Origin of the sequence: Rhodoligotrophos appendicifer (assembly GCF_007474605.1) — a bacterium.
Taxonomy (GTDB): Bacteria; Pseudomonadota; Alphaproteobacteria; order Rhizobiales; family Im1; genus Rhodoligotrophos; species Rhodoligotrophos appendicifer.
Window position 1 is genome coordinate 105,975 of sequence record NZ_VHKL01000008.1, and the last position, 18,381, is coordinate 124,355.

The following is an 18,381-nucleotide window of genomic DNA, read 5'->3' on the forward strand; positions in this document are numbered from 1 at the left end:
CTGTCCGGGATCATCCGAACAGGGGAAACCCAGTATCGAGGACGTCGCCGCTAGGGTGCGACCTTCGCCAGTGCTGCCGGAGGCTCGCTCGCCAGTCCCCTCCCCTTCAAAGCATCGCCGATCTCGTCCAGGATCATGGGATCGTCGATGGTCGCCGGCATCTTCCAGGGCTCACCATCGGCAATTTGGCGCATCGTCGCGCGCAGGATCTTGCCGGACCGCGTTTTTGGCAGCCGGCCGACGACGATCGCCATCCGGAACGCTGCGACCGGTCCGATCTCGTCTCGGATTTTCTGGACAACCTCTTTCTCGATGGCTTCAGCCGGTCGTGACACGCCGGATTTGAGCACCACGAAGCCCAGCGGCACCTGTCCCTTCAATGCGTCGGCAACCCCGATCACGGCACATTCGGCGATGTCAGGATGGCTCGAGAGAACCTCTTCCATCGCGCCGGTCGACAATCGGTGACCGGCACAATTGATGATGTCGTCGGTGCGGGCCATGATGTAGACATAGCCATCCTCATCGACGAAGCCGGCATCGGCCGTCTGATAATATCCCGGAAACGTGTCGAAATAGCTCGAGCGGAAGCGGTCGTCATCGTTCCATAGGGTGGGCAGGCAGCCCGGCGGCAGGGGCAGCTTGATGCAGATCGCACCCAACTTGCCCGGCTCCAATTCGTGGCCCCCTTCGTCGAGGACATCGATCTGGTAGCCCGGCATGGGAACCGTCGGCGAACCGTATTTCACCGGCAGCATGCCGAGGCCGACCGGATTTGCGGCGATGGGCCATCCGGTTTCGGTCTGCCACCAATGGTCTACCACCGGCACCTTTAGATGATGCTCGGCCCATTTTATGGTGTCCGGATCGGCCCTTTCGCCCGCTAAGAACAGGGTGCGGAAGCTGCCGAGGTCATGGGCGCCGATCAAGCGTCCCTCGGGATCCTCCTTCTTGATGGCCCGGAAGGCCGTTGGTGCCGTGAACAGGGCGACCGCCTTGTGTTGTGCGATGACGCGCCAGAACGCGCCGGCGTCGGGGGTGCCGACGGGCTTGCCCTCATAGAGTATGGACGTCGCACCATGGAGAAGCGGGGCGTAGACGATGTAAGAGTGGCCGACGACCCAGCCGACGTCGGAAGCGCTCCAGAACACTTCTCCCGGCTGGACCCCATAGAGATTGTCCATGCTCCATTTCAGGGCGACCATGTGGCCGCCATTGTCGCGAACGACGCCCTTCGGCCTGCCGGTCGTGCCTGACGTGTAGAGAATGTAGAGCGGGTCGGTCGCCTTGACAGCCACACAGTCGGCGCGCCGCCCCGCTTGCCTGGTCTCCTGCACGAGTTCGGCCCAGTCGCGGTCGCCCGGCTTCATCTCGGCGGCCTGCATGGGCCGCTGGAGAATCACGAGATGATCGGGCTTGTGGTGGGCAAGGCTCACCGCTTTGTCCAGCAAGGGCTTGTAGGCGATGATCCTGGCCCCCTCGATGCCGCAGGACGCGCTGAGGATCAGCTTCGGCTTGGCATCATCGATGCGGGTCGCAAGCTCGTTGGCGGCGAAGCCCCCGAAGACCACCGAGTGGATGGCGCCGATCCGGGCACAGGCCAGCATGGCAAATGCTGCCTCCGGCACCATGGGCATATAGATGATGACGCGGTCGCCCCGTTCGACCCCCAGCTCAGCCATGGCGGCAGCCAAGACCTGAACCTCCTCGAGCAATTCGGAATAGGTGAACGTCTTCACCTGCCCGGTGACCGGGCTGTCATAAATTAACGCCGTCTGATCTGCTCGCCCCCGCTCCACGTGCCGGTCGATGCAGTTATAGCAGGTGTTGCATTCGGCGCCGACAAACCAGCGGTCGAGCCCTTCAACGCGATCGAAGATCGTGTCCCAAGGCTTCATCCAATCGATGCCTTGGGCGGCTGCGGCCCAGAACCCCTCCGGATCACGCTTCCAATCATCATAGACGTCACGATATCGACTCATCTGGTCCACCTGGCTCCCTAACGCCGGGATGAAGCACGCCGCCACGTGACGCTCCCGGCTGATGTCTTGGCCAGGATCATATTCCGGTTCCCTGCCGACGATAAAGCGTGCGATTGGGCTGTGACGTTTTTTCAAACGTCTGATGAGGGCCGAACGCGAAACGAGCCGCCGGGACGTCACGAGATCAGCGGGGGGGGGGCTGCGCCCTCTCGGACCCGCGGGATCGAAGTGAGGAAGGCGCCATGAACGGATTGCTGCGGCGAGGCTGTTCTGCTTAGTGTGCTGTGCCTTGTCACGCCAGCAGAATGAACCCCCATGGCCCAGAGCCCTTATGATATCGATCTCGGCCGCAACTCGGCCAATTTCCAGCCGCTGACGCCGATCGGCTTTCTCGATCGCGCGGCACGCGCCTTTCCGAACCGGATCGCCATCATCCATGGCAGCAGCACGGCCACTTACCAGGAATTCTATGCCCGCAGCCGGCGTCTGGCCTCGGCACTGGCCAGCCATGGCGTGGGAAAGGGCGACACGGTCTCGGTCATGCTGCCCAATGTCCCGTCGATGCTGGAGGCCCATTACGGCATCCCCATGCTGGGTGCCGTGCTGCATTCCATCAATACCCGCCTCGACGCCGCCAATATCGCCTTCATGCTCGACCATGCCGAGACGAAGGTTCTGATCACGGACAGGGAGTTTTCCGGGGTCATGGCGGAGGCGCTGGCGCAGGCGAGCGTGAAACCCCTGATCATCGACTATGATGATCCAGAATTCCCGCAGACGGGGGCCCGGCTCGGCGCTCTGGACTATGAGGCGTTCCTGGCCGAAGGCGATCCGCATTACCTCTGGTCGGCACCCGACGACGAGTGGGATGCGATCTCGCTCAATTATACGTCCGGCACGACCGGCAATCCCAAAGGAGTCGTGTACCATCACCGCGGCGCCCATCTCATGGGCTATGCCAATGTCATCTCCGGCAATATGGGCAAGCATCCGGTCTATCTGTGGACATTGCCCATGTTCCACTGCAACGGCTGGTGCTTTCCCTGGTCGGTGTCGGTCGCCGTCGGCACCCATGTCTGCCTGCGCGCGGTCCGGGCGGCGGCCATGTATGAGGCCATCACCGCCCAAAAGGTGACCCATCTCTGCGGGGCACCGATCGTCATGTCGATGCTGCTCAATGCGACCGAAGAGGAGAAGCGGCCGATCACCCACACGGTGAGCTTCATCACCGCTGCCGCGCCGCCACCGGAAGCGGTCCTTTCGGCCATGGCGGATGCCGGCTTCGAGGTTACCCATGTCTATGGCCTCACCGAGACTTATGGGCCGGCTGTCGTGAACGAGTGGAAGCAGGAGTGGGACGCCCTCGATGCAGCTGCGCGGGCGCAAAAGAAAGCGCGGCAAGGCGTCCGCTATCCCGCTCTCGACGACTTGGCGGTGATGGATCCGGACACGATGGAGGCTGTGCCCGCCAATGGAGAGGTGATCGGCGAGGTCATGTTCCGTGGCAACATCGTCATGAAAGGGTATCTCAAGAACCCCAAGGCCACCGAGGATGCCTTTGCCGGCGGCTGGTTCCATTCGGGCGATCTCGGCGTGATGCATGCCGATGGCTACATCCAGATCAAGGATCGATCCAAGGACATCATCATTTCAGGAGGGGAGAATATCTCCTCCATCGAGGTGGAGGATGTGCTCTACAAACACCCGGCCGTGCAAGCGGCGGCGGTGGTCGCGAAGCCGGACGAGCGCTGGGGCGAGTCCCCTTGCGCGTTCGTGGAGCTCAAGCCCGGCAAATCGGCAAGTGTCGAGGATATCATAGAATATTGCCGTGGCGCGCTTGCCCGTTACAAGGCGCCGCGGCATGTCGTGTTCTTGGAACTGCCGAAAACGTCGACAGGAAAGATTCAGAAGTTCAAGCTTCGGGATCTCGCCAGGGACATCTAGGTCCCCAGTGTCCAACTCTTCGAGAGCTGCTTCCGAATGCGAAGACCGCGAGCGGAAGAGCCCGCCTAGTGCCTGCTGTCGAGGCGCGCCTCGATGCGGCTGATTTCGTCCTTCAATCGGAGCTTCTCTTTCTTGAGCTCCAAAACCTCCAGAGGATCTATGGATGGATGAGCCTCGGCGTCGTGTATCTTGCCGTCCAGGTTCCGGTGCTTATTCATCAGTTCATCCAGATGATTCTGAAGGGACATGGGCACACTCCTGTCGTTGAACGTCACATGACAAGATTGACATATTGGGTTTGACTTGTCGAATTCCAGTCCTCCGCAGACCGGTGTATAGTCTGGACGCCGCCTGCGCTGCAGCGCCTCAGTCACAACAATTTGCGGTCAGGAGGATCGCCTTATGGATGGCCAGTCAGAAGATCTGCGGCAGAAGCTCGCCAATCTGCGGGAGCAGCACCGTGATCTCGACGTGGCGATCGCCAGTCTCGAAGAGGCAAATGCGCGCGACCAGCTGCAACTGCGGCGCCTGAAGAAGCAAAAGCTCATGCTCAAGGACAAGATCTCGTTGATCGAGGACCAGATGATCCCCGATATCATCGCGTGAGCAAGGCCATCGAATTTCGCTGGTTGCAGAACCCCCTTCCTTCCTTATAATCCGCGCCTTTTTCGGGCCTCTGTTGCCCCTTCGGAGACGCCATGAGCGACAAGAATCCCCAGGTTGCGGTCATCATGGGCAGTCAGTCCGACTGGACGACGATGCGGCACGCTACCGAGATATTGGAAGCGCTGGGCGTTTCTCATGAGGCGAGGATCATTTCCGCCCATCGCACACCGCATCGCCTCTATGAATTCGCGGGTTCCGCCCAGGCCAAGGGCATCAAGGTGATCATCGCCGGAGCTGGCGGTGCGGCACATCTGCCGGGCATGGCCGCATCCATGACTCCCTTGCCCGTCTTCGGCGTGCCGATCGAGAGCAAGTCGCTGCACGGGCAGGACAGCCTGCTGTCCATCGTCCAGATGCCGGCCGGCATCCCGGTCGGCACCCTGGCCATCGGCCGGCCGGGGGCAATCAATGCGGCATTGCTCGCGGCGAGCGTCCTGGCCTTGTCGGACCCGTCCCTTGCGGCGCGTCTGGCCGCCTGGCGCCGGGCGCAGACGGATGCGGTGGCCGAGTTTCCTGTCGAGGGAGCCTAAGGGTGACACCCCCTCCCCTTGCCCCAGGCGGCACCATCGGCATTCTCGGCGGCGGGCAGCTCGGGCGCATGCTTGCCCTTGCCGCAGCCGAACTCGGTCTTCGCAGCCATGTCTATTGTCCCGACCCCGACAGTCCCGCCTTCGACGTCACGCGCCATCACACCTGCGCTGCCTATGACGACGAGGCGGCGCTTTCCCGCTTCGTCGACAGCGTCGACCGGGTGACCTTCGAATTCGAAAATGTGCCGCATTTCACTGTCGCTTTCCTCGCGTCGAAGGTGCCGGTCCTCCCGGGCGAACGCGCCCTGCGTCTCACCCAGGACCGTCTCGACGAGAAGCATTTCGTAAGCAGCCTCGGGCTCTCTGTCGCTCCCTTCGCCGCCGTCGATTCGGCCGCGGATCTCGGCGCAGCGCTTCGGGACATCGGCCGGCCGGCCATCCTGAAGACCCGCCGCTTCGGCTATGACGGCAAGGGGCAGATCGCCATACGTGGCGAGACAGATCCGGAGTCGGTCTGGTCTGAGATCGGGAATGCACCCTGCGTTCTCGAGGGATTCGTGCCCTTCGCGCTTGAGTGCTCCGTCATCGTGGCGCGGAGTGCCGCCGGACAGATCGCGCCCTACGAGATCGTCGAGAACCACCACGAGAACCACATCCTCAAAACCTCCACCGTACCGGCCCGCGTGTCGGCAGAGACGGCGAACGAGGCTGAACGCATTGGTCGGGTCATCGCAGAGGCCCTCGATTTCGTCGGCGTGCTGGCGGTGGAGCTGTTCGTCACCCGGCAAAACGGAAGAGAGGCGCTGATCGTCAATGAGATCGCACCACGGGTCCATAATTCCGGACACTGGACCCAGGATGGCTGCCTCGTGTCCCAGTTCGAACAACATATGCGCGCCGTGGCGGGATGGCCGCTTGGTTCCCCTCATCGCCACAGCGACGTGGTGATGACGAATCTGCTGGGCGTGGACGCAGATCTTTGGGAGCACTATGCCAGCGAGGCCGGGACTGCTCTGCATCTTTACGGCAAAAGCTCCGCCCGTGCAGGCCGGAAGATGGGACACATCAACAGATTAGGTCTGCCACGTCGCTAAATGACGATGTTGCGGTTGGCGGAGTGGACAGGCTGTTGGAGTTCTGCTAATCATCCGCGATCCGAAGCGGCGGAAGCGGCTTGCAGGGTATTTTGTTTCCTTGCTGACCCAAAATCGCTTCGTTCATCCATTCGTCAGGAATTACAAAGGCAGCACTCGTGCAAGTTCTCGTACGTGACAACAACGTCGAACAGGCTCTCAAAGCGCTCAAGAAGAAAATGCAGCGCGAGGGTGTATTCCGTGAGATGAAGCTGCGCAATCATTACGAGAAGCCGTCCGAGAAGCGCGCCCGCGAAAAAGCGGAAGCCGTGCGTCGCGCTCGCAAGCTCGCACGCAAGCGCGCCCAGCGCGAGGGCCTCATCCCGATGAAGCCGAAGCCGGTCCGCTAGAGGCTGCCAGGCCGCTCGGCTGCCGCAAGCTACGGACACGCCCTGTCCATACTGAACAAACCGATGCCCTTCGCATCGGTTTTGTCGTTTGAGGGTCGCCAAGTGCCCACAGCGGAAGCGTGCCTCACACGACAAGCGCCCGCTCCGCGTCAGGGCGTTCCAGCCGCTCCTCATCCCAGAGTAAAGTTCTCGTACGTCAACTCACGGACGACATGAAGGGATCGCTCGGGATAGGGCACCTCGATTCCCACCGCCGCCAATTGAGCATGGGCTTCAGACTTGAGCGCCATGGCCACCGCACGATAGTCCTGGACTTGAGTGCAGAAGCGGAGCGCGAGAACGACCCTTCCATCCGGCCGTAGCCATGTGAACACCATGGGTGGCGGCATCTCTTGGACACGCAAATCCTGCAGCGCCATGTTCAAAAGGACGCCCAGGCCGAGATTCAGATCCGCTTGAGCCTCGACGCCGAAGCGCAACTCGATTCGATAGAGTTTCGGCAGCTGCAGCCCGAGGATGACGGCCAGCAGGAGTTCCGCCGATACCGGTCCGGGCCTGTCCAGCTCGCCGCTCCGCCTGAGCGCTGCAAAAGATACCGGCAAGGTCTCGCCCGGTGCCGCGGCCAGGAGCACACCGCGCCATCCGATCTGCAGCACCGTATGGGGCGCCAGCGCTGCCGACATGAGATCCGGTTGAAACCATTTGAGGGTCCAGAGGATGACTATGCTGAGCCCCTCACCCAGTCGTTGTCGAGACATGAGATTTCGAAGCCAGTCAGCGATTCGGCTATCCAGGCGCTGCGGCTGACCCAGTTCTGCGTCGAAGGCGAGCGGTGGCGCGGACGAGGACGTCGACCGCACTTGAGTGGTTTTACCGAAATTTTCCTTCAGTGGCATCAGCATGAGCACGACGCTCCCACCGGCACACGGATATACAATCCATAGTAGGTCCGCCGCCCATAGCACCACTTTTAGGAATATATGGTTGTATAATCAAATGATTCCCGTCGAGGCTGTGGAGATGCCGCCAAGCCTCAGACATGGAAAAGGCCGGATCCTTTCGGACCCGGCCCCGCACTCAAATCACTCAGGATGACCTGGCGTTACATCGCCTTGACGATCTGCTCGACCATTTTCTTGGCGTCGCCGAACAACATCATCGTGTTGTCCCGATAGAAGAGCGAGTTGTCGATGCCGGCATAGCCGGAGGAGAGGGAGCGCTTCACGAACATCACCGTGCCCGCCTTCCACACTTCGAGAACCGGCATGCCATAGATCGGAGAGGAGGGATCCTCCTTGGCCGAGGGATTGGTGACATCGTTGGCACCGATGACGAAGGCCACGTCGGCATTCGTGAATTCGGAATTGATATCCTCAAGCTCGAAGACCTCGTCATAGGGAACGTTCGCTTCCGCCAGCAGCACATTCATGTGCCCGGGCATCCGGCCCGCCACAGGGTGAATGGCGTAGCTGACCTCGACGCCGGCCTTCTTCAAGGAGTCGCCCATCTCGCGCAAGGCGTGCTGAGCCTGGGCGACCGCCATGCCATAGCCCGGCACGATGATGACCTTTGAGGCGTTCTTCAGCATGAAGGCTGCATCTTCCGCCGAACCCTGCTTCACCGGCCGCTGTTCGCCGCCTGCGGCTCCACCGGCTGCGGCAGTCTCCCCACCGAAACCACCGAGGATCACGTTGAAGAAGGAGCGATTCATCCCCTTGCACATGATGTAAGAGAGGATGGCGCCGGAGGATCCCACCAAGGCGCCGGTGATGATGAGGGCCGTGTTGCCGAGGGTGAAGCCGATGCCGGCGGCCGCCCAGCCGGAATAAGAGTTCAGCATCGAGATCACCACCGGCATGTCGGCGCCGCCGATGGGAATGATGATCAGAACACCCAGCACCAGAGCCAGGATGGTCAGCAGCCAGAACAGGGTGTGGCTTCCGGTTGCGGCGAAGGCGATGAGCAGCACGACAAGCAGGATGCCGAGGCCCAGATTGACCATATGCTGGCCAGGGAATGAAACCGGTGCCCCGGAGACCAGTCCCTGCAGCTTCGTGAAAGCGATGATCGATCCGGTAAAGGTGATCGCCCCGATCGCTGCCCCCAATGACATCTCCACGAGGCTCGCCATATGGACGTGATCATGGGTGCCGATCCCGAAGGCCGCGGGGGCATAGAGAGCCGCAGCGGCGACCAAAACAGCCGCAAGACCGACCAGCGAATGAAAACCGGCGACCAGTTGGGGCATGGCCGTCATGGGGATGCGGCGCGCGATCACCGCGCCGATACCCCCGCCGATGGCGATGCCGCCGATCACCATGGCCCAGGTGCCGAATTCCCGCGGGGGCGCATAGGCCAGCGTGGTGACGATGGCAATCGCCATGCCCACCATGCCGTAGAGATTGCCGCGGCGTGAGCTTTCCGGGTGAGACAGGCCGCGCAGGGCCATGATGAACAGCACGCCGGAGACGAGGTAGAGGGTCGCTACGATGTTGACCGACATTGCGCTTCCCTCAACCCTTGCGGCGATACATGGCCAGCATCCGCTGGGTGACGAGGAAGCCGCCGAAGATGTTCACGGAGGCCAGGATGAGAGCGCCGAAACCGAGCCACTGGGATGCAGCGCTCGCCTCCGCGATGGTGGGCATCGCGCCGCCCGCCACGGCAATCAGGGCCCCCACCACGATCACCGAGGAGATGGCGTTGGTCACCGACATCAGTGGGGTGTGAAGGGCCGGAGTGACGCTCCAGACCACGAAATAGCCGACGAAGATGGCCAGCACGAAGATGGACAGGCGAAACACGAAGGGATCGATGCCGACCGCCGCGCCGATGGCCTCGATGCCGCCACCCGCCAGACGGGCCGCATCGGCAAAGGCTTGAGCCTGGTCGGCCGAATCGAGAGCACGCGCCGCGGCCTCTCGCGCCGCATCGGCCGCTTGTTGGGCGGTTAGGCCTTCCATTGGTCGTCCCCCCTGATCAGCTCAAAAGTGCCGGATGGACCAACTGTCCATCACGGGTGAGCGCCGTTCCCTTAATGATGTCGTCATTCCAATCGATCGCAAGCACCCCATCCTTGACGATCACGTCGAGGAAGTTCAGCAGGTTCTTGGCATAAAGGGGTGATGCGTTCCCGGCGATGCGGCCGGCAAGATTGAGGTGCCCCATGATGGTGACGCCGTTGTGGTTCACGACTTCCCCGGGTTTCGCCAGCTCGACGTTGCCCCCTCGCTCGGCCGCCAGATCGACGATGATGGAGCCGGGCTTCATGCTCTCCACCATGGCGGCCGTGATGAGGCGCGGTGCCGGGCGGCCAGGAATGAGGGCGGTTGTGATGACGATGTCCTGAGTCTTCACGTGTTCGGCCACGAGCGCCTCCTGCCGGCGCTTGTAGTCCTCGCTCATCTCCTTGGCGTAACCGCCCTTCGTCTCCAAATCCTCGCCGTCGGCTTCGACCATCACGAATTTCGCACCCAGGCTCTGCACCTGCTCGGCCGCAGCGCGACGCACGTCCGTCGCCGTGACCACCGCACCCAGCCGGCGCGCGGTCGCGATCGCTTGCAGACCGGCAACGCCGGCCCCCATGATGAAGGCGCGGGCGGCGGGAACGGTCCCGGCCGCCGTCATCATCATCGGCAACGCCCGACCGAAGGCTGCGGCGGCATCGACGACCGCCTTGTAGCCGGCAAGGTTCGCCTGGGACGACAGCACGTCCATCGACTGGGCCCGGGTGATGCGGGGCATCAGCTCCATGGCGAAGGCTATTGTATTCTGCCTCGCGAGTGCATCGAGTTCCTCGCGAGCGCCATAGGGATCGAGCTGGCCGACCACCACGGCTCCAGATTTGAGACTGGGAACGAGGTCTGGTGGCGGACGACGGACGGCGAGAACAATGTCGGCATCCTGCACCGCCTCGGCATTGCTGCCGGCAATCCTGGCCCCTGCAGCCTCATAGGCCGCATCGGAAAAAAAGGACCCTGCTCCGGCGCCGGTCACGATGACGACGTCCAGCCCCTTCTTCACGAGCGCCTTTACGGAGTCTGGAACCGCCGCGACGCGGGTCTCACCGGAGGCACCTTCGGCCAGGACCGCGAGCTTCATGTCAGGCTGCAACCTTCATCAAGGTGACGGCGACGAACAATGCCAAAATGATCAGAGAGACCGTCCAGCGACCGCTGCCCGTCCGGGAGTCGACCACAAGGCCCACCGTCCCGAAGATGAGGCCGAGGAAGCCGTATACTGTCGCCGAGGTCCCACTGCCGAAAGCGAACATCGTCAACGCGACCAGCACGAAGATCGTGCTTAACATGAGCGCCGCCGCGCCCTTCAGTACAGCATGATAGGTCTGCACATGCGACTGCATATCGACCTGAGGGGCCGTATCGTCTGCCATATCTCTTGATCCCCAAATTTGGCGGTCAAACGAATTGATTTCGGCTTAGCCCATTGAGGCGAGCGCCGCAAGGCGATGCGTGTCGCTGGAGGGCGATTCGGAGGCTTATTTTGGGGCGATTATGCCTGCTCTGTGCAGGGCTGCCGACTGACGCTTCTCCACTTCGGCGATGGAGAAGTTTTCAATCGCGTCATTGAAGAGGCGAAAGAAGTTCATTTCCGCCTGGAGATGGATCAGGACCGACCCCAGGCCAATGGCAGCGCGATCCATGAAGACGAACTCCCTCGGCACCTTGATCGGCCCACGCTCCTTCAGCGTCCGATGCACCGTGAAGGCTTCCTTGCGGCCATAGAGCCCGGGAGGCACGCCCTCCGCGATGGGCCGCACGCGATCGTCGAGCAGCGGTCCATAAATGAACCGGGCCCAGATGTTCAGCGCCTCGATCAACTCCTTGGAGAGGCCGCGGAACCCCCAGGTCTCGTAGGCCGACACGATGCGTGCCTGATCATCATGCAGAAGCCCGTGATAGAGATCGACCACGCCGCCGACAAACCGGGCCTCAAAGATGCGGATGCACCCATAGTCCAGGAGATTGAGGCCAACGGGCTTGCCGGCCTCGTCCATCATGGCGCTGTAGTTTCCCAGATGGGGGTCGCCATGGATGGCGCCGAAGCGGCAGAAGGGAAGCCACCAAGCATTGAACAGATGCCGCCCCAGAAGATTGCGGGTCTCGAGGCTGTCATCCTTGAAGTCCAGCATCGGCCGGCCCTCGAGCCAGCTCATAGTCAGAAGCCGATGGGTCGATAATTCCGCGTGAACCTTGGGGACCCTGATGGTGCTGATGCTCGACAGCATCTCACCATAGAAGGCGATATTGCGGGCTTCACGACCGTAGTCGAGCTCCTCCCGCAATCTTGCGGCGATCTCTTGGCCGATCTCGCTCGTGTCGATGGCCGGGTCCATCCGACGATGAATGGCGAAAATCAACTTGAGCTGCTGAAGATCCGCCTCCACGGCCGATTGCATCTCCGGATATTGCAGCTTGCAAGCGACCTGTTCGCCCGCATGCGTCCTTGCCCGATGGACCTGGCCCAGAGAGGCCGCGGCCGCCGCCTCATGGTCAAAACTTGCGAATTTTTGTTGCCAGTCGGCCCCCAACTCCGCGGCCATGCGGCGGCGGACGAAGGGCCATCCCATAGGCGGGGCATTCGACTGCAACTGGGCAAGCTCGGCTGCATATTCCGCCGGCAAGGCATCCGGAATCGTCGAGATCAGCTGGGCCACCTTCATCAGCGGTCCACGCAGATTTCCCAGAGCCTCTCGAAAGAGGCGCGCATTGTCGCCGTTGTTCTGGCCACGGCCGAAGAGCTGTACCTTGGCGAGGCGTGCGGCCACCGAGCCTACGCCCGTGCCGACACGGGCGTAGCGCAGCATGCGGCCGGACAGTCGATTGGCTTCCTCGTCCTGATTACTCACGAAGCACCCCAAACGCCTCTGACCGGCTGATCGTCCGCCCTCATCATCCGGGAGAGCTCGCCTGATCAGCGATCTCGAGCTCGTCGATGAGCCTCTCGATCATGGACAAGCCCTTGTTCCAGAACGCCGGATCGGAAGCATCAAGGCCAAACGGACGGAGAAGTTCGGTGTGATGCTTCGATCCACCCGCCTTCAACATCTCGAAGTATTTTTCAACGAACCCCTCATGCGCCTCCTCATAAAGGGCATAGAGCGAATTCACCAGGCAATCGCCGAAGGCGTAAGCGTAGACATAGAAGGGTGAGTGGATGAAGTGCGGGATGTAGGTCCAGAAGGCCGCATAATCATCCGTGAAGGCAATGGCAGGCCCGAGGCTTTCCGACTGAATCTCCATCCAGATCTCGCCCAGCCGCTGCGCTGTCAGTTCGCCCTGTTGCCGCTCCGCATGAAGCCGGCGCTCGAAGGTGTAGAAGGCGATCTGCCTGACCACCGTGTTGAGCATGTCCTCGACCTTGGAGGCCAGCAACGCCTTGCGCCGCTTGGGATCCTGCGTTTCCGCCAGGATTTTCCGGAATGTCAGCATTTCGCCGAAGACGCTCGCGGTCTCTGCGAGGGTCAACGGCGTCTGCGACAATAACAGGCCCTGGCGCGCGGCGAGGACCTGGTGGACCCCATGTCCAAGTTCATGGGCGAGGGTCATGACATCGCGAAGCTTGCCCTGGTAGTTCAGCAGGACATAGGGGTGGACGCTGGGCACCGTCGAATGCGCGAAGGCGCCGGAGGTCTTGCCGGGACGCACCGGCGCATCGATCCAGGACTTGTCAAAAAACTGCCGGGCCGTGTCCGCCATGGCCGGGGCAAATTCCCCATAGGCCGACAGAACCGTCTCACGGGCCTCGTCCCAGGCGACGACACGGTTGTCCTGGTCCGGCAACGGCGCATTGCGGTCCCAAAAATTCAGGCGCTCGACGCCCATCCATTTGGCCTTCATCGCATAGTAGCGATGCGACAGACGGGGATAGGCTTCGTGCACGGAGGAGACGAGGGCCTCGACGACCTCCGGCTCGACACTGTTGGAGAGATGCCGACTGTCGGCGATATCCTGGAATTTCCGCCACCGGTTGCCGATTTCCAGATTCTTGGACAGCGTGTTGGTGATCAGCGTGAACAGCCGCAGATTCGCCTTGAAGGTCTTCGCCAAAGCATCCGCGCCGGCCTTGCGCTTAGCGGCGTCGGGGCTCGAGAGGAGATTCAGGGTCGGCTCAAGCCGCAGTTCCTCACCGCCAACCTCGAAGGTGAGGCTCGCCAGGGTCTCGTCAAACAGCCGCTTCCACGCCGAAGGACCCGTCTGGTCGATCTCATGCAGCAGGGTCTCCGACTCATCGCTCAGCTGATGCGGCAACCATTTGCGCGTTTCGTGAATCCAGGAGGCGTAGTGGGCCAGTTGCGCGTCTTTCAACGCATCTTCAATTACGGCGTCGGGGATGTGATTGAACTCAAGCGTAAAGAAGATGATGTCGGTCGTGATCTCGGTGAGACGATCGCCGGTATCGCCGTAGAATTTGGCCCGTTGCGGATCGGTCGTATCTCCGACGTAGTAGAGTGAGGCGTAGGAGGAGATTCGGCCGACAAGCTCGCACAGCTGCTCATAGGCGCGAACGGCTTTTGCCAGAAAAGCACCGCCCTCAGCACCGTCGGCAAGCTTGCCGCGATATTCTTCGGCGAGTGACCGCGATTCTGCAGCGGCCCGATCGAGGTCGGCCGCTAGTTCGGGAGACTCGGGGGATGAATAGAGATCATCCAGATTCCACTCTGGCAGTGCTCCAAACTGGGTGCTTTCCGAAGATTTCGAGCCGTCCATGTGAAAATACCTTTCGAATGTGTAAATCATTTAACGTGGCGGACCCCGTGCGTCAGCCTAATATCAGCGCCATATGTGACCTCTCACGCGGGGACGCAACCACTTCGGTAATCACGACGCAGGACTCCCGGCCTACGAATTTGATAAATGATGGGCTTTAAGGCTTTTTTTGTTGTTCACATCGACAATCACTAACATCGGCGTCTTGCTGTTCGGGCGCTCAATAGTTTCCCGAAGGCACAGATCTGGCGGGCACCTTTGAGGGTGTGCGATTCTAACAGGGCAAAAAAACGGCACCAATGAGTGTCGCGGAAAGAACATGACCATGGCGCAGGCAGTTTTAGTTGTCGACGACGATCCAGTGCAGCAGCGGATCCTCCAGGAGATGATCCGCAGGTTCGGTTACGAGACTTTCACGGCCCAGGGCGGACGTGAGGCGCTCGATTTTCTCGCCGGACCGAAAGGTAAGGAGGTCGGTCTCATCGTTCTCGATCTTGTGATGCCGGATATCGACGGCATGGAGGTGCTGGGCTATCTCGGATCGCACCGAAAGGATGTCGCGGTCGTCATCCAGACCTCCCACGGGTCGATCGAAACGGTCGTCAAATCGATGCGCGCCGGAGCCGACGACTTCGTGGTCAAGCCGGTCAACCCTGAGCGCCTCAAGGTCTCGATCCAGAACCTGCTGAAGGTCAGCGCGCTGACCGAAGAGGTCAAGCGCCTGAACGCCAAGGCGACCGGCGCCCTCACCTTTGACGGGTTGATCGCCGCCAGCGCGGGGATGGCCAATGTCTCGCGTCTCGGCCGGCGCGCAGCGGCCTCCAACATCCCCATCCTGATCGAGGGCGAGAGCGGGGTCGGCAAGGAGATGATCGCCCGCGCCATCCAGGGAGAAAGCGACCGAAGGGGCAAGCCTTTCGTCACGGTCAATTGCGGTGCCATCCCCGAGAACCTGGTGGAGAGCATCCTGTTCGGTCACGAAAAAGGTGCCTTTACCGGCGCCGTACAGAAGCATCCGGGAAAGTTTCTGGAGGCCAATGGTGGCACATTGTTCCTGGACGAGGTGGGCGAACTTCCCTCGGACATCCAGGTGAAGCTGCTGCGCGCCATTCAGGAGGGCGAGATTGATCCCGTCGGCGCGCGGAAGCCGGTCAAGGTCAACATCCGTCTGATCTCCGCCACCAATCGCGACATGATCGAAATGGTGAAGCGCGGTACGTTCCGGGAAGACCTCTATTACCGACTGAACGTGTTCCCCATCATGGTGCCGCCGCTGCGCGACCGGTTGGAAGACATCCCGCCGTTGGTGGATCACTTTATTGTGCGCTTCGCCGCGGAGGAGGGACGCAAGATTCGAGGCATCGCTCCTAACGCTTTAGCAATGCTCCAGGCTTATTCCTGGCCTGGTAACGTACGCCAGCTTGAGAACACTGTCTTCCGAGCCATCGTGCTTTGCGAGACCGACCGGCTCGAGATCGACGACTTTCCGCAGATCGCTGCGCAAGTCGACGGTTACGAACCGCGGATCCCATCCGTGCCGTCTGCGGCGACCCCGGGGAAACCGGAAATCGCAGCCGCTGCTGGACAGGACGGCGGGAACGTTCCGCCGGGTCAAGTTGTTGGAGGACATGTGGCTCTTGGCATCTCGGCGGTGACCTCTGGTGGTCATATTCGAAAGCTTGAAGAGGTCGAAGCCGACATGATCCGGCTGGCAATGGAACGTTATCGGGGCCAGATGTCAGAAGTGGCTAGAAAGCTTGGAATTGGACGGTCGACACTTTACCGAAAGGTCCGCGATTTGGGCCTTGAGGCGAAAATGTAACAGTCATTTTGTTTCACGGGAGCGGAGGTTCGGGCGCTTGCTCAGGCAGTTATCCGAGACTAGCGTCTGCCGCAATCAGGGTACCGGAGGGTGATGTGAAGAAGGCTGGCGTGAGGCTTGGAGTGCTGGCGTGTACTATGCTCGTGGCATTGCCCATAGCGGAAGCTTCCGCAGAAATCACCGGACGGAGCCAAAACTTTACCGCCCGGAACTTTTTCGAGCGCCTGTTCAACATTGATACGCCGCCGCCCCAGGACAACTTTTTCAGCGAGCCGGGCGCCCAGGGGCCTGCCCAGCGTTACCGCCAGCAACAGCAGCGGACACGAAACGTGGTCCAGCCGCGGCGTGAAGACAATGTCGATCCGGAGGGTGATCCCGAACCTGCCGTCCGCGTCGCGCCCGACATCGCGTTCTATGTTCCCGCGCCGCTGGTTCCCCTGACCGACCAGGCCCTCACGGGTGACGACATTACGGACCCCGTATCAGCGGCAATCCTAGCCGGACTGCGGGACGGTGTGGCCCCTGCCCTGCGTGTTCCCGCTGATGCGAAGCCCGCCATCCTCGCCTTCTACAAGGATCGCGACTTCATACCGGCCTGGACGGGGGTCTCCGGTCTGAACGGTCGGGCCGCCACCATGCTCAAGACGCTCGCTGCGGCGGATGACGAGGGTCTGCAGGCGCAGCAGTATTTGCCGCCGTCCCTCACCGGTTTCACCGACACCGGCGCAAATCTTAAGAATGATCCGAAGGCGCTAGCCTCGCTCGATCTGCAGATGACCGTCATGGCGCTCAAATATGCCCGGGATGCCATGAGCGGGCGGGTGGACCCCAACAAGATCACGCGCTTCAATGATCTCACTCCACCGAAGTTGGAGCCTGCAGAGGCCCTGGCCCAGCTCAATGCCACACGGGACCCGGGCGCCTATCTCGCTTCGCTCAACCCCACCAGCATAGGGTTCACCGCGCTTAAGAATGAGCTGAAGCGGCTTCGGGAAGCGAACGCGACGGCCGAAGCATTGCCGCCGATCGGCTCGGGCCCAGCCCTCAAACTGGGAATGCGGGATGAACGTGTCACTGTGCTCCGGGCCCATCTCTCGTCACTGGGTTTGATTGGCCCTTCGCGAGCAGGAGCGCTTGCGACGGGCGCCGCACCCAGTCGGGACATCATGCTGGTCGCCGATCTGTCGCAGACGGATCCGGACCCAAGCGAATCCGACAGCGCGATCGAGGCGATCCCCGTATCGGCACAGCTTACGGGCTCCGTCAAAGTGGCCAGCGTCGGCGATGCCGGCACAATCGATTCCACTCTGTACGACCAAAAGGTCGTGGATGCGGTCAGGGCGTTCCAGAGGCAGCAGGGGCTGTCCGCCGACGGCATCGCGGGGGTGCGCACTGTTGCCGCCTTCGAGCAGGAAAACGACGCCGACAAGATCGAGAAGATCCTCCTGAACATGGAACGCGCCCGGTGGATGCCAAGGGATCTCGGCAAACGCTATGTGCTCGTCAACCAACCGGCCTTCGAACTGAATCTGATCGAAGACAATGTCTCGAGTTTCCAGACTCGGGTCGTCGTCGGTACCAAGGTGAACCAGACGCCCGCTTTCAACGACGTCATGGAGACGATCGAATTCAATCCCTATTGGTACGTCCCGCGTTCCATCATCAATAAGGAGATGCTGCCGAAGCAGCGTCGCGATCCCAGCTACCTCTCCCGCAATGGCTATGAGGTGACCCGAAATGGCGGCCAGATCAGCGTCCGCCAGCCCCCGGGAAAATCCAATGCCTTGGGCGAGATGAAGTTCCTGTTTCCCAACAGCCACGCGGTTTATCTGCACGACACACCTTCCAAAAGCTTGTTTGGCCGCGACGCGCGGGCCTTCAGCCATGGTTGTGTCCGCGTCCAGAATCCTCGTGATCTGGCGGAAGCGATTTTGGAGCGTGAAGGCTGGAGCCGTGAGCGGATTGAACGCGCCATCGCCGGCGGCTCCAATAATGGTGTTCGGCTGAAGCAGAAAGTCGAAGTCCATCTCGCCTATTTGACCGCATGGCCCGGAAATGATGGGGCCATTCACTACCATGACGACGTCTACGGTAGAGACGCCAAGCTCTCACAGGCTTTGGCCGGGGGCGAAAGAGTGGCCCTCCAATAGAGGTGTATAGGAGCAGGCGGTGCGACAAAGCGGCACCGCCTCCCAACCTCTCCGTCTCCGGACGGATCTTTCCA

16 protein-coding genes are annotated in these 18,381 nt (G+C 61.4%); 7 read left to right on the forward strand and 9 right to left on the reverse strand.

Going from position 1 to position 18,381, the window contains the following annotated elements:
* Positions 1-50 precede the first annotated feature (50 nt).
* The gene (locus tag FKM97_RS18045) at positions 51-1,982 is read right to left on the reverse strand and encodes a propionyl-CoA synthetase (RefSeq protein WP_144293826.1); all 1,932 of its coding nucleotides are present in this window, start codon (positions 1,980-1,982) and stop codon (positions 51-53) included.
* 315 nt (positions 1,983-2,297) lie between these two features.
* Here FKM97_RS18045 and FKM97_RS18050 point away from each other — a divergent pair, with 315 nt between their 5' ends.
* On the forward strand, positions 2,298-3,926 hold the full coding sequence (locus FKM97_RS18050) for an acyl-CoA synthetase (RefSeq protein ID WP_144293827.1): 1,629 nt from the start codon (positions 2,298-2,300) through the stop codon (positions 3,924-3,926).
* Positions 3,927-3,991: 65 nt separating this feature from the next.
* Here the strand turns inward: FKM97_RS18050 and FKM97_RS18055 are convergent, their stop codons facing one another.
* Entirely contained in the window at positions 3,992-4,174 is a 183-nt protein-coding gene (locus FKM97_RS18055) for a YdcH family protein (protein ID WP_144293828.1), read from the reverse strand.
* Positions 4,175-4,328: 154 nt separating this feature from the next.
* Here FKM97_RS18055 and FKM97_RS18060 point away from each other — a divergent pair, with 154 nt between their 5' ends.
* From FKM97_RS18060 to rpsU, 4 genes are all read left to right on the forward strand, one after another.
* Positions 4,329-4,532 (forward strand): YdcH family protein, encoded by a 204-nt coding sequence (locus FKM97_RS18060; RefSeq protein WP_144293829.1) that lies wholly within the window; start codon positions 4,329-4,331, stop codon positions 4,530-4,532.
* A gap of 92 nt (positions 4,533-4,624) precedes the next feature.
* Entirely contained in the window at positions 4,625-5,122 is a 498-nt protein-coding gene (gene purE, locus FKM97_RS18065) for a 5-(carboxyamino)imidazole ribonucleotide mutase (protein ID WP_144293830.1), read from the forward strand.
* Between the two features lie 2 nt (positions 5,123-5,124).
* Positions 5,125-6,216 carry a 5-(carboxyamino)imidazole ribonucleotide synthase gene (locus FKM97_RS18070; protein WP_144293831.1) on the forward strand — a complete coding sequence of 364 codons (1,092 nt, stop codon included), beginning with the start codon at positions 5,125-5,127 and terminating at the stop codon, positions 6,214-6,216.
* A 158-nt stretch (positions 6,217-6,374) separates the two neighbouring features.
* On the forward strand, positions 6,375-6,605 hold the full coding sequence (gene rpsU / locus FKM97_RS18075; RefSeq protein ID WP_144293832.1) for a 30S ribosomal protein S21: 231 nt from the start codon (positions 6,375-6,377) through the stop codon (positions 6,603-6,605).
* A 170-nt stretch (positions 6,606-6,775) separates the two neighbouring features.
* Here the strand turns inward: rpsU and FKM97_RS18080 are convergent, their stop codons facing one another.
* The 7 genes from FKM97_RS18080 to FKM97_RS18110 all read right to left on the reverse strand — a co-directional run bounded on the left by FKM97_RS18080 (position 6,776) and on the right by FKM97_RS18110 (position 14,335).
* Positions 6,776-7,507: a hypothetical protein gene (locus FKM97_RS18080; RefSeq protein ID WP_144293833.1), complete on the reverse strand. Its 732-nt coding sequence runs from the start codon at positions 7,505-7,507 to the stop codon at positions 6,776-6,778.
* A gap of 200 nt (positions 7,508-7,707) precedes the next feature.
* Positions 7,708-9,108 carry an NAD(P)(+) transhydrogenase (Re/Si-specific) subunit beta gene (locus FKM97_RS18085; RefSeq protein ID WP_144293834.1) on the reverse strand — a complete coding sequence of 467 codons (1,401 nt, stop codon included), beginning with the start codon at positions 9,106-9,108 and terminating at the stop codon, positions 7,708-7,710.
* Positions 9,109-9,118: 10 nt separating this feature from the next.
* On the reverse strand, positions 9,119-9,568 hold the full coding sequence (locus tag FKM97_RS18090; RefSeq protein ID WP_144293835.1) for a proton-translocating transhydrogenase family protein: 450 nt from the start codon (positions 9,566-9,568) through the stop codon (positions 9,119-9,121).
* 16 nt (positions 9,569-9,584) lie between these two features.
* Positions 9,585-10,706: a Re/Si-specific NAD(P)(+) transhydrogenase subunit alpha gene (locus tag FKM97_RS18095; protein ID WP_144293836.1), complete on the reverse strand. Its 1,122-nt coding sequence runs from the start codon at positions 10,704-10,706 to the stop codon at positions 9,585-9,587.
* A gap of 1 nt (position 10,707) precedes the next feature.
* Complete coding sequence (locus FKM97_RS18100) at positions 10,708-10,998, reverse strand: hypothetical protein (protein WP_144293837.1); 291 nt, start codon at positions 10,996-10,998, stop codon at positions 10,708-10,710.
* Between the two features lie 105 nt (positions 10,999-11,103).
* Complete coding sequence (locus FKM97_RS18105) at positions 11,104-12,432, reverse strand: ABC1 kinase family protein (protein ID WP_144294021.1); 1,329 nt, start codon at positions 12,430-12,432, stop codon at positions 11,104-11,106.
* Positions 12,433-12,517: 85 nt separating this feature from the next.
* Positions 12,518-14,335: a M3 family oligoendopeptidase gene (locus FKM97_RS18110; RefSeq protein ID WP_246105149.1), complete on the reverse strand. Its 1,818-nt coding sequence runs from the start codon at positions 14,333-14,335 to the stop codon at positions 12,518-12,520.
* Between the two features lie 325 nt (positions 14,336-14,660).
* On the opposite strand from FKM97_RS18110, the gene FKM97_RS18115 reads away from it, so the two are divergent.
* On the forward strand, positions 14,661-16,157 hold the full coding sequence (locus tag FKM97_RS18115; RefSeq protein WP_144294022.1) for a sigma-54-dependent transcriptional regulator: 1,497 nt from the start codon (positions 14,661-14,663) through the stop codon (positions 16,155-16,157).
* Between the two features lie 95 nt (positions 16,158-16,252).
* Entirely contained in the window at positions 16,253-18,307 is a 2,055-nt protein-coding gene (locus FKM97_RS18120; protein WP_144293839.1) for a L,D-transpeptidase family protein, read from the forward strand.
* Positions 18,308-18,381 lie beyond the last annotated feature (74 nt).